This window comes from Micrococcus flavus (assembly GCF_014204815.1).
Taxonomy (GTDB): Bacteria; Actinomycetota; Actinomycetes; order Actinomycetales; family Micrococcaceae; genus Micrococcus; species Micrococcus flavus.
The window spans coordinates 717,020-729,925 of the sequence record NZ_JACHMC010000001.1 but is presented as its reverse complement, the minus strand read 5'-3'; the positions used below and the strand labels follow the sequence as shown (position 1 = coordinate 729,925).

Below are 12,906 nucleotides of genomic sequence, written 5' to 3'. Positions count from 1 at the left end.
CGTTAGGCGGCTGCCTCACCCCACACGGGCGGCGAGGTGCTCGGCGACGGCCAGGTCAGCGTCGTCGGGCTCCCAGCGGGCGCGGGAGAGGTCGACGCGCGGCACCCCGCCGGCCCGCAGGGGCGTCCCCTCGTCCGCCCACCGGGGCGCGGCCCGCCCCACCAGGTCGGCGGGGAGGGAGCCGTCGGCGCGCACCACGCGCCACCACGGGGTGCCCGGGTCCGCCTCGGCCATCGCGCGGCCGGCCTGCCGTGGCCCGCCCGCGCCCAGCACGGCCGCCAGTCCCCCGTAGGACACCGCGCGCCCCGCCGGGATCCGACCGGCCAGGGCCGCGAGCGCCTCGGCCAGGGTGATCGGCCCCGCCGGGGGCACGGGCGCGGCGGCGTTCGGCTCCGGGGTGCTCATGCCTCCATCCTGCGATGCCGAGGGCCGGTCGGGCTTGTCGTGTCCGGCCCGTCGGTACGGTGGAGGCCATGACCTGGAACCAGCAGATCCGTGCGGGGTTCGACCTCGAGACCACCGGCCGCGACCCGAAGCAGGCGCTGATCGTCACCGCCACCGTGGTGATGGTGGACGCCCAGGGGCGCGCCGTCTCCTCCGCGGAGTGGCTCGTGGACCCCGGCGTGCCCATCCCGGAGGAGGCCGCCGCCGTGCACGGGGTCACCACGGAGAGGGCGCAGGCCGAGGGCATGCCCGCCCGGCAGGGCGTCTCGGAGATCACCGAGACCCTGCGTGACCTCTTCGTCGCGGGGATCCCGGTGGTGGCCTTCAACGCCGTCTACGACTTCACCGTGATGGACCGCGAGGCCCGCCGCCACGGGATCGCCCCGCTCGAGCCGCGGCCCGTGGTGGACCCGTTCGTCGTGGACAAGCAGCTGGACCGCTTCCGCAAGGGCAAGCGGACCCTCGGCGCGGTCTCCGAGCACTACGGCGTGTCCCTGACGGACGCGCACACCTCGGCCGCGGATGCGCTCGCAGCGGTGCAGGTCATGGACGAGCTCGTCCGGCGCCATCCGAAGGCGGACATGCCCCTGCCCGACCTCCACGCCCAGCAGATCCGGTGGAAGGCCGAGCAGGCGGAGAGCTTCGAGGAGTACCTGCGGCGCAAGGACCCGCAGGCCACGGTCTCCCGCGCCTGGCCTGTCGAGCCGCCTGCCTGAGCCGCTGGGCAGGACGGATCGGCAGCGTCAGTGCCAGGCGGACAGCGCGGCGCCGATCTCGGCCACACTCCGTTCGCCCGCCGCGACGCCGACGACCAGGTCGTAGGCATCGTCGTCGGGGGCGTCGAGGACGACGCCGTTCACTGAGTAGAAGACGACGACGGCGAGCCAGCCGAGCCTCTTGTTCCCGTCTCCCAACGGATGGTTCCGGACGAGGGACTCGAGAAGGACGGCAGCCTTCTCGTCGAGCCCCGGATAGACCTCCCGCCCGTACACCACGCTGGCGGGCCTGTGGGCGGCGCTGTCGAGCAGGCCGAGGTCTCTCAGCGGCCCCACCCTCAGGTCGGCCGCCAGGGCGAGGAGGTCCTCGGTGGTGAGGTGGACGGTCATCGTCCGAGACGGTCCAAAAGGTCGGCGTAGCGCTCACGGGCGGCCGCCGATGCCGCCGCGACCGCCGTCTCGTGCCCGCGGCGCTCGGCCGCTTCACGGATGGCCCGGAGGGTGGCCTCGTGCTTGCTCACACCCTCGGCCTGGGCGAGCTCCGCCAGGAGCTTCTCGTCATCCGCCGTCAGTCGCAGGGTCATCGCCATGAGCAGAATGGTATCAGCCCGGTATCACCGCAGCTCGGCGCGGTCATGCGACGACGGCGACGTCACCTCGGCAGGTGACGACGCCGTCGTCGTGGGTCCGGTGGGCGCCGGCCCGCCCGGGCCTCAGCCCTGCGGCGTGGCGGCCGCCGCCGCGCGTGCCGCGGCCGGCAGGGCGTCGAGGACGCGGCCGATCGCGGCGTCGTCGTGGGCCGCGGAGACGAACCATGCCTCGAACACCGAGGGCGGCAGGTACACGCCCTGCTCCAGCATGGACTGGAAGAACGGCGCGTAGCGGAAGACCTCCTGGCCCTGGGCGTCGGCGTAGTCGTGCACGCCGCGCTCGGACGTGCCGAACGCCACGGAGAACAGCGTGCCGGCGCGCTGGATCGAGTGGTCCAGGCCCGCGGCATCGAACGCCGACACCACGCCCTCGCGCAGGGCGTCGGAGGCGCGCTGCACGGCGGCGTACACGGACTCGTCCGCGTCCCCCAGGGTGGCGATGCCGGCGGCCATGGCCACCGGGTTCCCTGAGAGGGTGCCTGCCTGGTACACCGGGCCCAGCGGGGCCAGGTGGTTCATGATCTCCTCCGAGCCGGCCAGGGCGGCCGCGGGCATGCCGCCGCCGATCACCTTGCCGAAGCACCAGATGTCCGGGGTCCAGCCCTCGGGCTGCCCGGACAGGCCCCAGCCGCCGGTGGCGGTGGCGCGGAAGCCGGTGAGGACCTCGTCCCAGATCAGCAGCGCGCCGTGCCGGCGGGTGATCTCGCGCAGGAACGCGTTGTAGCCCTCGGCGGGCTCCACCACGCCCATGTTGCAGGGCACGGCCTCGGTGATGACGGCGGCGATCCGCTCGCCCTTCTCGGCGAAGACGGCCCCGAGGGCGGCGCGGTCGTTGTAGTCCACCACGATCGTCTCGGAGGCCGCGGCCTCGGTGACGCCGGCCGAGCCGGGCAGGGCCTGCGTGGCCACGCCCGAGCCGGCGGCGGCGAGGAGGCCGTCCGAGTGGCCGTGGTAGCAGCCGGCGAACTTCACGATCAGGTTCCGGCCGGTCACGCCGCGCGCCAGACGCAGGGCGGTCATGGTGGCCTCGGTGCCGGTGGACACGAAGCGCACGCGCTCCACGGGCACGCGGGAGGCGATCAGGCGGGCCAGCTCGGTCTCCCCCTCCACGGAGGTGCCGAAGGACAGGCCGCGGTCCACGGCGGCGTGCACGGCCTCGACCACGCGGGGGTCGTTGTGGCCGAGCAGCATGGGGCCCCACGAGCACACGAGGTCCACGTACTCGGCGCCCTCCACGTCGGTCAGGTACGCCCCGCGCGCGGAGGCCATGAACCGGGGCGTGCCGCCCACGGAGCCGAACGCGCGCACGGGCGAGTCCACGCCCCCGGGGATGACCTGCTGGGCGGCCGCGAAGGCCGCGGCGTTGGTCGTCGTCGTCATCAGAGCGAGTCCTCCTTGATCCAGCGGGCGAGCTCGGCCGCCCAGTAGGTGAGCACGGTGTCGGCGCCGGCGCGCCGGATGGAGAGCACGGACTCGACGATGGACGCCTTGCGGTCGATCCAGCCGTGGGCCGCGGCGGCCTCGATCATCGCGTACTCGCCGGAGATCTGGTACGCGGAGACGGGGACGTCGGCCAGGTCCGCGACCTCGCGGAGCACGTCCAGGTAGCTCATGGCCGGCTTGACCATGACCATGTCCGCGCCCTCCTCGAGGTCCAGCATGACCTCGTGGATCGCCTCGGTCCGGTTGGCGGGGTCCATCTGGTAGGTCTTGCGGTCGCCCTGCAGTGCCGAGTCGACGGCGTCGCGGAACGGGCCGTAGAACGCGGAGGAGTACTTGGCGGCGTAAGCGAGGATCGCGGTGTCCTGGTGACCGGCGTCGTCGAGGGCCTCGCGGATCACGCGGACCTGGCCGTCCATCATCCCGGAGGGGCCGAGCACGTCCGCGCCGGCCTCGGCCTGCGCCACGCCCATCTGCGCGTAGATCTCCAGGGTGGCGTCGTTGTCCACGGCCCCGTCCTCGCGGAGCACGCCGCAGTGGCCGTGGTCGGTGAACTCGTCCAGGCAGAGGTCGGACATCACGACGAGCGCGTCCCCCACCTCCCCCTTCACGTCCCGGACGGCCCCGTTCAGCACGCCCTCGGGGTCCAGGGAGCAGGAGCCGGTGGCGTCCCGCTGCGCGGGCACGCCGAAGAGCATGATGCCGCCGACGCCGAGCTCCGCCGCCTCCGCGGCGGCTCGCTTGAGGGTGTCCGCGGTGTGCTGGACGACGCCCGGCATGGACTCGATGGCCACCGGCTCGCTCACGCCCTCCTTGATGAAGGCGGGCAGGATCAGCTGGTTCGGGTGGATGCGGGTCTCGGCGACCAGCCGGCGCATCGCGGCGGACTGGCGCAGACGGCGCGGACGGTGCAGCGGGAAGGACATGACGGGTCACACACTCCTGGTTGGGGAACCCGACCAGTCTAGGTGGCCGCGCACAGTTGAGACCTGTCACGCACCAGGAGTGACAGAGTCCCAGAGGCTATGCCAGGAATTGAAATCTGATCCACATGACAAACACTTAACAGCTTCGTCGGATGCGATCACGATTTCATTGCACTCGCGACACACAAAGACGCCAGTGCTCAACGAGTCAGCCAGGCGGCCGCGAGCTTCTTTAGCGATCACGAGCCTTGGGTCGGCGAACGCATAGACATTACTAGGGCGGCCGGGTCGCACTCCAGGCTGCTGGGCCACGATAGATACCGCACCAGCGTCAACCCACTTCGCGATTTTATTCCTCATCGAGGTATCGTCAATACGAAAGGTGTTATTGGCAAGTTCTCGGTTTGTAAAAGAGGTAAGGGGCACGCGGCGAATTTCGCTCATGATCGAGCTGAATCGACTGTCGCACCAATTTGCGCTAAATTCGTGAATGCCAGCCAGCATAGAAAACCGACCAATTGTTACTGGATAGCCCGCTCGACGCGTATGCTCCGTAATAATTCGATCGCACATCCTAATCAGATCCCGCGGGGACTCAGGATTCAGGCGGCAAATCAACTCGTGGAGATCTACCTCCACATTCTTGTCGAGAAAAGCATTAAAACTATCTACTTGGTTCTCAGAGTACGCCATGAGGCGCCTAGATAGCATTGTACTGAGCTCGTCGGTAGTCCAGTGAAGGTTCGTAACTAGAATTCGGTCATCACGTCCACCACCATCAAGGAACGCCATCTTGAGATAGTCGCCCAGGAAAAACTTATACGCCACCCCAGGCTGCTCGAGCGTGGGCAGGTCGAATAGCAACGCACTTATGAGATTAAAGGTAGCGCTCTTATCATTGTTCGTGAAAACGGTCTCATCAACCTTATCAACAAGGACATATACCGCGGAAAACCCGAGAGTGGCAAAGAGGCTCGCCAGCTGACTGTAGAGATACTGCCCATCAATAACCCCCCGGGCGCCTTCCGACCCCGCAGGGGCATCAATGTTGACGTCATCCATGCCCAACTTTTTCATAGCGGCGTTAACCACTACAGCCATGATGCCGCCGTACCTGTTCCAGATATCACTCCACTTCTGTCCGAGTGACTTCACAGAACCGAGTGCAGTCTGAAATTCGCTCTGGCTCAGCCCTCCGAGGAGCTGCTGCGATGCTGTTGTGAGAACGAGCTTCTCGTGCTTACTAAGACCGTCGGCCCTCTCGGGCTGAGCTTCGATGTGCCCCAGGGCGGCTACCGTCATGAGGCGACAAATCGCCAATTTATGCTGCGCCAATGAAGCAGTGTCGGGGGTGATACCAGTAAAGTCGGTGTAGCTAATGCAAGCAAAATTGGAATCAGGCAACGCGGCTCGATTTTCAATCATTTTGCGCTGGGCCGTTTTTCCACTACCTCGCGGGGCAAACACAATGGTGGACTTCGGCGTTTCCGCCAGACCAACTACACTCTCAAAATACGGCGGGGCAACAAAATACTCCGAAAGGAGATCCTCATTCTCAGCGTTTGTCGATGCAAATGGGTTGCCACTGATGTTATAGGCCTCGAAGAACGACGAAGTTTCAGTCACACCTACGCCCCTTCTGGAAAAGCGAACTTTTCCAACTCCCTCATTTTCACGCTCTGGTCGGCAGAATATCACTCCCATCCAAACCTACAACCCGCGTACCCTGGGACCCATGCCTGAACCCACCCCCGCCTCCCTGCGCATCGCCGTGCTCCTGGACTGCGACAACATCTCGCCCAAGTACGCCGGCCTGATCCTCGAGGAGCTGGCCACGTACGGCACGCCCACCATCAAGCGCGCCTACGGGGACTGGACCACCACGAACCTCAACGGCTGGAAGAAGGCGCTCAACGAGCTCGCCATCCAGCCCGTGCAGCAGTTCGCGTACACGATCGGCAAGAACTCCTCGGACTCGGCGCTGATCATCGACGCGATGGACCTGCTCTGGATGGGCAACGTGGACGCGTTCGCGCTGGTCTCCTCCGACTCCGACTTCACGCGCCTGGCCACCCGCCTGCGCGAGTCCGGCAAGCGCGTGATCGGCCTGGGCGCCCGCAAGACCCCCGCCTCCCTGCGCAACGCCGTGGACCAGTTCATCTACCTCGAGCTGCTCGGCACCCACACGGACGACGTCGACGACGCCGAGCCGGCCCCCTCCCTCGAGGCCGACCCCTCCCCCAAGGACATCCGCGAGGCCAAGGAGGGCCCGTCCACGGGCAACCGGCGCTCCGGCGGCCGGTCCAAGTCCAAGACGGCCGCACGCTCCACCGAGCCCGCGGAGTCCACCGAGACCATCACCGATGACGCCACGGCCGCGGACCGTCCCGCCGAGTCGGCCGCACCGGCCGACCAGGCCACCGCCGCCCCGCAGCGCACCGTGCGCGGCCGTGGCCGCGGCGCCGGCCGCGGCTCCGTGCTGGTGGACGTGGAGTCGGACGAGGTCATCACCCCCGCCGAGGACCCCACCCCCCCGGACGTGCGCGCGGACGACGACGAGGCCGCCTCCCGCATCAACCTCCAGTCCGCACTGGTCAAGGCCGTCAACGCCACCTCCGGCGACGACGGCTGGGCCTCGCTCTCCCTGATCGGCCAGCACGTGACCCGCGCCCACGTGGACTTCGACCCGCGCGACTTCGGCCACGCGAAGCTCTCGACGCTCGTCGCCGACCAGCCGTACCTGGAGACCCGCACGGAGGGCCGCAGCATGGAGGTCTCGCTCAAGCAGCGCCGCCGCCGCTGACGGTCCCGGCCTCCGCCGCGATCCGGTCGAGTTCTGCGAGCACCACCCCCCACGCCTCGTCGGCCCGGGCCTGCCATCCCGGGCCGACGTCGTCGTGATGGAGCAGGCCGAGGGCGAGCCCGTCCAGCAGCGCGTGCAGCCGCAGCGCGGCGTGATGCTCCGCCGCGGTCATCGGACCTGCCACGGGCGGGTCGCAGCGCAGCAGTCGCACGATCCCGTCCACGGCCTCCCGCACCCCGGCCTGGACCTCGTCCCGCACCGGCCGCAGCTCAGGCACGGCTCGCGCCTCCGCGATGAGGGCGACATTGATCTCCAGGTCGGCGCGGGTCTGCTCCATGAGCGGCAGCAGACCCTGCGCCAGCTGCTCGGCGTACCCGCGCGCGGTGGTCCCCGGGCGCGGGGCCGTCAGCCGCGCGCGGGACTGCGCCACCATGTGTCGTGCCGCGCCGACCACCAGGTCCGTGCGGCTCGGGAACACATAGCGCAGGGATCCCACCGCGACGCCGGCCTCGGCAGCGACCGTGCGCACGGACACCGCGCCAATCCCGTCCCGGAGCAGGACACGTCCCACGGCCTCGGCGAGTTCGGCGCGGCGCGCCTCGGGGTCGAATGCACGGGTCACCCCTCCACCCTACGGTGCGTGGCACACCCGTGCTAACGTCGTCCGTGGCACGCTCGTGCCACAGACCTCCGGAGGGGACCCATGACGCCCGTCGCCCTGCTCGGCACGCTCGCGCTCCTCGCACTCGTCGACTCCACCAGCGTCGGCACGCTCATCGTGCCGGTCTGGCTCCTGCTCTCCGGACGGCGCCCGCCGGTCGGCCGCCTCCTCCTCTACCTGGCCGTCGTCGCGGCTCTGTACTTCCTGCTCGGCCTCGCCGTGCTCCTCGGCGCGGGTGCCGTCATCGCCACAGCGGGCGACGGGATCGGAGCCACCCTGGAGTCCACCCCCGCGTACATCGCCCAGGTCGTGATCGGCGCGGGACTGCTCGTCCTGAGCTTCGTGATCGAGCCCGCCGACGGGGGCGCGCGTCGTCGCGCCCGCCGGGCCGCCCGGGTCGGTGCTTCGGCCGAGCGGACGGCCGAGTCCGCCGCCGCGCACCGACGCCGAGGCTGGCGCGAGCGGATCACGGGCTCGTCGGGGGCGGTGGTCGGTGTGGCGGTGGCCGCCGTGGCGCTCGAGGTCGCCACGATGCTGCCCTACCTCGGCGCGATCGGACTGCTCACGGCCCACGCACCGTCCCTGGGCGCCGCCGTCGGACTGCTGGCCGGATACTGCCTCGTCATGGTGCTGCCGGCACTCGTCCTGCTGGGCCTGCGGCTGGCCGCAGCGGCGCGCATCGACCCTGCGCTGCGCCGCGTGGACGGCTGGGCGAACCTCTCCGGCGCCGCCACCGCGGCCTGGATCCTCGGCATCCTCGGCGTGGTGCTGGCGGTCCAGGGGGTCGGCGTCCTGGCGCAACGCGGCGTGCTCGGCTGACACGTTCACCCACGCGTCACCTCCGTCCGGCACAGTGGGCCCATGGCCAACACCCTCGAATTCCTCCGCGGCGTCGACCGCCTGCATGCCTTCTACACCGAGAACGTGCGCATGCTGGCGCATGCGTACGACCTCACGGACGAAGAGGCCTCCCACGTGCTCGCGAACACGGGCTTCAACAACGTGTCCGTGGCCATCCTGCGCCCACCGCGGGTGGACGTGCTCGGCGGGCTCGGCGCACGGCCCGAGGACGAGGACCACACGCACCCGGTCGTCGCTCCGGACGCCGACGACGACGGTCCTGCCTCCGCCTGACCCCTCCTGTCAGGCGGCCATGGCCCGCCTGACGGCCGCGGCGACGCCGGGGGCGTCCGGCGTCGTGGCCTGCGCGGCCACGGGCAGGCCGGCCGCGTCCATGGCCCGGCGCGTGGGGGCCCCGAGCGCGATGCACGGCAGCGCGCCCGAGCGCAGCATCTCCGCCGCCGCGGTGTCCAGCAGCTCCTCCACCGCACTGGGGCTGGTGAGCACGATGGCGGTCGACGCCGGCTGATCATCGAGCTCGGCCGGAGAGACCACATCCGCGCCGGCCGGGTCCTCCGGCAGCAGCCGTCGGGCGGGATCCCCCGGATACGCCACGGTGCGGTAGGCCGCCACACGGTCCACGGCCCAGCCGAGCTCCCGCAGCCTCACGGCGAACTCGTCGGAGGCGCGCGCGGACTGCGGGAGCAGCAGCCGGTCCCCCGGTCGCGTCGGACCCGGCAGCCCGGCCAGGATGCCCGCAGCGGAGCGGTCCTCCTCCGGCACCCACACCGCGCCTCGCACGCCGACCTCGCGCAGCACCCGCACGGTCCCCGGCCCGGTGGCGGCCACCCGCACACCCGCGGGCACACTCCCGTCCCACCCGGCGGCCGCCAGGGCCCGGGCCCCGTTCGGGCTGGTCACCACCAGCACCGCGACCTCGCCGGCCCCGAGCGCGACGACGGCCCCGCGCAGGCGCGCGAGGCCGTCGTCGTCGGGCAGCTCGGTGTCCGTGGCCGGCAGGAACCCGACCTCGAACGGGACGCCGTCCGGTCCCGTCATGGCCCGCAGTCCCGCTTCGAGGTCGCCCGCCTGGGCCGGGCGGCGGGTCAGCAGCAGGCGCATCTCAGGCTCCGGCGTCGGCGGGTCCGGGCCGCTCCTCGCCGACCACGCCGGTGCCGGGCACGTCCGAGGTGACCTGCTCCGGGTCGTCCTCCGCCGCCCCGCGGGCGGTGCCCGGCAGCAGGTCCGCGCCCTCGGCCACGAACTGCTCGGCCAGGTGCACGCCCAGCGCGCCGGCGGCCAGGAACAGGGTGTCCTCGAGCCACTCGTCGGCCTCGGCCGGGTCGTCCGCCACGTCCGCGGGCACGGCGTCCAGCTGCACGGACGAAGTCCGGCGCAGCACCTGGGAGCCGTCCATGGCGGCGACCATCGCGGACATCACGATCCGCGGGGCGGGCGAGCCGTCCTCGGCCACGCCCTTCTCCACCTGCGTCACGGCGCCGATCGGGGCGGCGCAGCCGGCCTCGAGGCGCAGCAGCAGTGCCCGCTCGGCGGTGACGGCCACGTGCGTGTCCCGGTCGTCCACCAGCTCGAGCGCGGCCCGCAGCCGGCCGGCATGCGAATCGGGGTCCAGGACCGACTCCGCCAGCAGCGGCCCGTCCTCCTCTCGGATCTCCACCGCGAGCGCCCCCTGGCCGGGGGCCGGGAGCATCACCTCGGGGTCGATCCGCTCAGTGATCACGTGCTGCAGGCCCAGTCGGTCGAGTCCGGCGCACGCGAGCACCACGGCGTCGAGGTCCCCGCGGGGGGCGCCCTCGGCGACGGGCGCGCCGTCGTCGTGCTGCTCGAGGCCGGGCACGCGCGCCAGGCGCGTCTGCACGTTGCCGCGGATGTCCACGAGCTCCAGGTCCGGGCGCAGCGCCTTCAGTTGCGCCACGCGGCGCGGCGAGCCGGTGCCCACCTTCGCCCCCTCGGGGAGGGTGGCCAGGGTGAAGCCGTCGCGGGCGCACAGCGCGTCCCGCAGGTCCGCGCGCGGGGGCACGGCGGCGATCTCCAGCCCCGGCGGTTGGGCCGCGGGCAGGTCCTTGAGCGAGTGCACCGCCATGTCCACGCGTCCGTCCAGCACCGCCTCCCGCAGCGCGGACGCGAACACGCCCGTGCCCCCCAGCGAGGCGAGCGAGCCCTTGGTGACGTCGCCCTCGGTGCGGATGACCACGAGCTCGTGGCCCAGGCCGGAGCGCTCGGTGAGCGCCTCGGCCACGTGGCGGGTCTGCGTGGTGGCCAGGGCCGAGCCCCGCGTGCCCACCCTGACGGCGGTCGCGGGGCCCGGTCCGGGCTGCGCCTGTGCGGTCACCGCGCGTCGGCCCCCTCCGGGCCCTGGGCCTGGCCGGCCTCGTGCTCGGCGAGGCCGCGCACGGGGGCGTCCACCGCGGAGGTGGTGGGTCGCACGGAGCCGTCCCGCATCACCTTGACGCAGCAGTCCGGGCGGCACACGTCGTACCAGGCCGGGAAGCAGCCGGTCGACGCACGGCCCTCGCGGCGGCCCAGGCGCTCCTCGACGAGGTCGGCCAGGCCCGCCACGAACCGCGGGTCCGTGCCCGGGGTGGGGCTGCGGCGGAAGGCCACGCCGAGCTCGCCGGCAGTCTCCTTCGCCTCGGTGTCCAGGTCCCACAGGACCTCCATGTGGTCCGAGACGAAGCCCACCGGCACGACGACGAAGCCCGCCACCCGGCGACCCTGCTCGTCCGCAGGGGCGTCCGGACCGGCCAGGGCCTCCATGGCGTCGTTGACGTCCGGTTCGAGCCACGGCACGTGCGGGGCGCCGGAGCGGGACTGGTACACCAGGGACCAGTCGACGCCCTCGGCCTCGGGCACCCGGGCGATGATCTCGCGGATCACGTCGAGGTGCTGGGCGGAGTAGACGTCCGCGCCCTCGACCTCGCCCGGGGCGCCGCCGGCCTGCTCACGCAGGTCCGCCGCCAGCCCGCGCGGGCCGGCCGCCTCGGCGTCGGCGGTGGGGATGGAGTGCGTGGCGAACAGGACGTGGAGGCGGGCGTCGTCGCCCACCTCGCCGCGGATCGAGATCAGGTCCGAACGCAGGCCCTCGGCGAAGGGCTCCACGAAGCCGGGGTGGTTGAAGTACTGGCGGGTCTTGTCCAGGTCCAGCTTCCCCTCCAACCCGGTGGAGCGCAGGGCCATGCCCATGTCCTCGCGGTACTGGCGGCAGGAGGAGTAGCAGGAGTAGGCGGACGTGGTGACCGTCAGGATCCGGCGGTGGCCGTCGTCGTACGCCCGCTGGAGCGTGTCCGGCAGGTACGGCTCCCAGTTGCGGTTGCCGAAGTACACGGGCAGGTCGATGCCGCGGGAGGCGAACTCCTCCTCCAGCGCGGCGATCAGCGCGCGGTTCTGGGCGTTGATGGGGCTCACGCCCCCGTTGGCGCGGTAGTGGGTGGCCACCTCCTCGAGGCGCTCGTCCGGGATGCCGCGCCCGCGCGTGACGTTGCGCAGGAACGGGATCACGTCCTCCTGGCCCTCGGGCCCGCCGAAGGACGCGACGATCACGGCGTCGTAGTCCTTGGCGGCCATGACGCCGCGGGCGTCGTAGTCGAGGCCCGGGGCGGCCTCCTCGGGGGCGTGCTCGGGACGCACGGCGTCCTCGGGGACGGGGTGCACGGGGACCGGGACGGTCTGCTCGGTGCTCATCAGGCCAGCACCTCCGGCAGCTCGACGGTCTCGAGGCGGCGGCCCGTGTAGAACGGGACCTCCTCGCGCACGTGCAGGCGGGTCTCGTTGTTGCGCAGGTGGCGCATCATGTCCACCAGGTCGTTGAGCTCGGCGGCCTCGAGGCCCAGGAGCCACTCCCAGTCGTTGAGCGCGAAGGCGCTCGTGGTGTTGGCCCACACCTGGGGGAAGTCCTGGCCCAGCTTGCCGTGCTCGCGCAGCATGCGGGCGCGCTCCTTCGGGTCGAGCAGGTACCAGTCGTACGAGCGCACGAACGGGTAGAAGCACAGCCAGTCCAGCGGCTTGCGGCCCATGGCGAAGGCGGGGATGTGGTCCTTGTTGAACTCCGCCATGCGGTCCGAGCCCATCGCGGAGAGCACCAGATGGGTGCGCTCCAGCAGGCGCGTACGGCGCAGATCGCGGATGGCGGCCTGCAGCGCCTCCGGGGTGTGCGCGTACATCCACACCATCACGTCGCCGGCCTCGCGCATGCCCGAGACGTCGTAGACGCCGCGCACGGTGACGCCGGCCTTGCCGAGGGCCGCCACGACGTCGTCGAACTCCTTCACGGCCTTCTTGACGTCCCGGCCCTCCAGCCCGAGCCAGCCCGGCTCGCCCTGCGGGCGGGCGAACACGGTGTAGGTGGTGAACCAGTCCTTGCCGACGAGGTCGGCGTTCCTGTCCTTGCCCATGGTGCTCTTCCTCT

15 protein-coding genes are annotated in these 12,906 nt (G+C 71.3%); 4 read left to right on the top strand and 11 right to left on the bottom strand.

The window, feature by feature from the left end; all coding sequences use genetic code 11:
- Window positions 1-15: 15 nt before the first annotated feature.
- Window positions 16-405, bottom strand: a complete 390-nt coding sequence (locus BJ976_RS03550; protein WP_135029592.1) for an MGMT family protein — start codon at window positions 403-405, stop codon at window positions 16-18.
- A gap of 68 nt (window positions 406-473) precedes the next feature.
- On the opposite strand from BJ976_RS03550, the gene BJ976_RS03545 reads away from it, so the two are divergent.
- The gene (locus BJ976_RS03545) at window positions 474-1,160 is read left to right on the top strand and encodes a 3'-5' exonuclease (RefSeq protein ID WP_135029594.1); all 687 of its coding nucleotides are present in this window, start codon (window positions 474-476) and stop codon (window positions 1,158-1,160) included.
- A gap of 27 nt (window positions 1,161-1,187) precedes the next feature.
- On the opposite strand, the gene BJ976_RS03540 is transcribed toward BJ976_RS03545, so the two are convergent.
- The 5 genes from BJ976_RS03540 to BJ976_RS03520 all read right to left on the bottom strand — a co-directional run bounded on the left by BJ976_RS03540 (window position 1,188) and on the right by BJ976_RS03520 (window position 5,802).
- Window positions 1,188-1,550, bottom strand: coding sequence for a type II toxin-antitoxin system death-on-curing family toxin (locus tag BJ976_RS03540; protein ID WP_135029596.1), 363 nt, complete (start codon window positions 1,548-1,550; stop codon window positions 1,188-1,190).
- A complete protein-coding gene (locus tag BJ976_RS03535; RefSeq protein ID WP_135029598.1) occupies window positions 1,547-1,750 on the bottom strand; it encodes a ribbon-helix-helix protein, CopG family in 204 nt (67 codons plus the stop codon). The genes BJ976_RS03540 and BJ976_RS03535 overlap by 4 nt, the downstream gene beginning before the upstream one ends.
- A gap of 123 nt (window positions 1,751-1,873) precedes the next feature.
- Window positions 1,874-3,190 (bottom strand): glutamate-1-semialdehyde 2,1-aminomutase, encoded by a 1,317-nt coding sequence (gene hemL / locus BJ976_RS03530; RefSeq protein WP_135029600.1) that lies wholly within the window; start codon window positions 3,188-3,190, stop codon window positions 1,874-1,876.
- Window positions 3,190-4,176, bottom strand: a complete 987-nt coding sequence (gene hemB / locus BJ976_RS03525; RefSeq protein ID WP_135029602.1) for a porphobilinogen synthase — start codon at window positions 4,174-4,176, stop codon at window positions 3,190-3,192. The genes hemL and hemB overlap by 1 nt, the downstream gene beginning before the upstream one ends.
- A gap of 66 nt (window positions 4,177-4,242) precedes the next feature.
- Entirely contained in the window at window positions 4,243-5,802 is a 1,560-nt protein-coding gene (locus BJ976_RS03520) for an anti-phage protein (protein WP_135029604.1), read from the bottom strand.
- Window positions 5,803-5,911: 109 nt separating this feature from the next.
- On the opposite strand from BJ976_RS03520, the gene BJ976_RS03515 reads away from it, so the two are divergent.
- Window positions 5,912-6,979, top strand: coding sequence for an NYN domain-containing protein (locus BJ976_RS03515; RefSeq protein ID WP_135029606.1), 1,068 nt, complete (start codon window positions 5,912-5,914; stop codon window positions 6,977-6,979).
- Here the strand turns inward: BJ976_RS03515 and BJ976_RS03510 are convergent.
- The gene (locus BJ976_RS03510; RefSeq protein WP_135029608.1) at window positions 6,957-7,601 is read right to left on the bottom strand and encodes a TetR/AcrR family transcriptional regulator; all 645 of its coding nucleotides are present in this window, start codon (window positions 7,599-7,601) and stop codon (window positions 6,957-6,959) included. The genes BJ976_RS03515 and BJ976_RS03510 overlap by 23 nt on opposite strands.
- Window positions 7,602-7,682: 81 nt before the next feature.
- Between BJ976_RS03510 and BJ976_RS03505 the strand changes: the two genes are divergently transcribed.
- Both BJ976_RS03505 and BJ976_RS03500 read left to right on the top strand, forming a co-directional pair.
- Window positions 7,683-8,459 carry a GAP family protein gene (locus BJ976_RS03505; RefSeq protein WP_135029610.1) on the top strand — a complete coding sequence of 259 codons (777 nt, stop codon included), beginning with the start codon at window positions 7,683-7,685 and terminating at the stop codon, window positions 8,457-8,459.
- Between the two features lie 42 nt (window positions 8,460-8,501).
- Window positions 8,502-8,774 carry a hypothetical protein gene (locus BJ976_RS03500; protein ID WP_229667384.1) on the top strand — a complete coding sequence of 91 codons (273 nt, stop codon included), beginning with the start codon at window positions 8,502-8,504 and terminating at the stop codon, window positions 8,772-8,774.
- A gap of 9 nt (window positions 8,775-8,783) precedes the next feature.
- Here BJ976_RS03500 and BJ976_RS03495 read toward each other — a convergent pair whose 3' ends face one another.
- From BJ976_RS03495 to hemQ, 4 genes are read right to left on the bottom strand one after another with little or no spacing between them, the layout of a single operon-like run.
- Window positions 8,784-9,602 carry a uroporphyrinogen-III synthase gene (locus BJ976_RS03495; RefSeq protein WP_135029612.1) on the bottom strand — a complete coding sequence of 273 codons (819 nt, stop codon included), beginning with the start codon at window positions 9,600-9,602 and terminating at the stop codon, window positions 8,784-8,786.
- 1 nt (window position 9,603) lies between these two features.
- Window positions 9,604-10,833: a hydroxymethylbilane synthase gene (hemC, locus tag BJ976_RS03490; protein ID WP_135029614.1), complete on the bottom strand. Its 1,230-nt coding sequence runs from the start codon at window positions 10,831-10,833 to the stop codon at window positions 9,604-9,606.
- Entirely contained in the window at window positions 10,830-12,182 is a 1,353-nt protein-coding gene (locus tag BJ976_RS03485) for a ferrochelatase (protein ID WP_135029616.1), read from the bottom strand. Before BJ976_RS03485 ends, hemC begins: the two co-directional genes overlap by 4 nt.
- Entirely contained in the window at window positions 12,182-12,892 is a 711-nt protein-coding gene (hemQ, locus tag BJ976_RS03480; protein WP_135029704.1) for a hydrogen peroxide-dependent heme synthase, read from the bottom strand. The genes BJ976_RS03485 and hemQ overlap by 1 nt, the downstream gene beginning before the upstream one ends.
- Between the last annotated feature and the right edge of the window lie 14 nt (window positions 12,893-12,906).

What these genes read in the sequence shown, in the direction of transcription:
- BJ976_RS03550 (WP_135029592.1), bottom strand. Translation starts at nt 405, where the DNA reads ATGAGCACCCCGGAGCCGAACGCCGCCGCGCCCGTGCCCCCGGCGGGG.
- BJ976_RS03545 (WP_135029594.1), top strand. Translation starts at nt 474, where the DNA reads ATGACCTGGAACCAGCAGATCCGTGCGGGGTTCGACCTCGAGACCACC.
- BJ976_RS03540 (WP_135029596.1), bottom strand. Translation starts at nt 1,550, where the DNA reads ATGACCGTCCACCTCACCACCGAGGACCTCCTCGCCCTGGCGGCCGAC.
- BJ976_RS03535 (WP_135029598.1), bottom strand. Translation starts at nt 1,750, where the DNA reads ATGGCGATGACCCTGCGACTGACGGCGGATGACGAGAAGCTCCTGGCG.
- hemL (WP_135029600.1), bottom strand. Translation starts at nt 3,190, where the DNA reads ATGACGACGACGACCAACGCCGCGGCCTTCGCGGCCGCCCAGCAGGTC.
- hemB (WP_135029602.1), bottom strand. Translation starts at nt 4,176, where the DNA reads ATGTCCTTCCCGCTGCACCGTCCGCGCCGTCTGCGCCAGTCCGCCGCG.
- BJ976_RS03515 (WP_135029606.1), top strand. Translation starts at nt 5,912, where the DNA reads ATGCCTGAACCCACCCCCGCCTCCCTGCGCATCGCCGTGCTCCTGGAC.
- BJ976_RS03505 (WP_135029610.1), top strand. Translation starts at nt 7,683, where the DNA reads ATGACGCCCGTCGCCCTGCTCGGCACGCTCGCGCTCCTCGCACTCGTC.
- BJ976_RS03500 (WP_229667384.1), top strand. Translation starts at nt 8,502, where the DNA reads ATGGCCAACACCCTCGAATTCCTCCGCGGCGTCGACCGCCTGCATGCC.
- BJ976_RS03495 (WP_135029612.1), bottom strand. Translation starts at nt 9,602, where the DNA reads ATGCGCCTGCTGCTGACCCGCCGCCCGGCCCAGGCGGGCGACCTCGAA.
- BJ976_RS03485 (WP_135029616.1), bottom strand. Translation starts at nt 12,182, where the DNA reads ATGAGCACCGAGCAGACCGTCCCGGTCCCCGTGCACCCCGTCCCCGAG.
- hemQ (WP_135029704.1), bottom strand. Translation starts at nt 12,892, where the DNA reads ATGGGCAAGGACAGGAACGCCGACCTCGTCGGCAAGGACTGGTTCACC.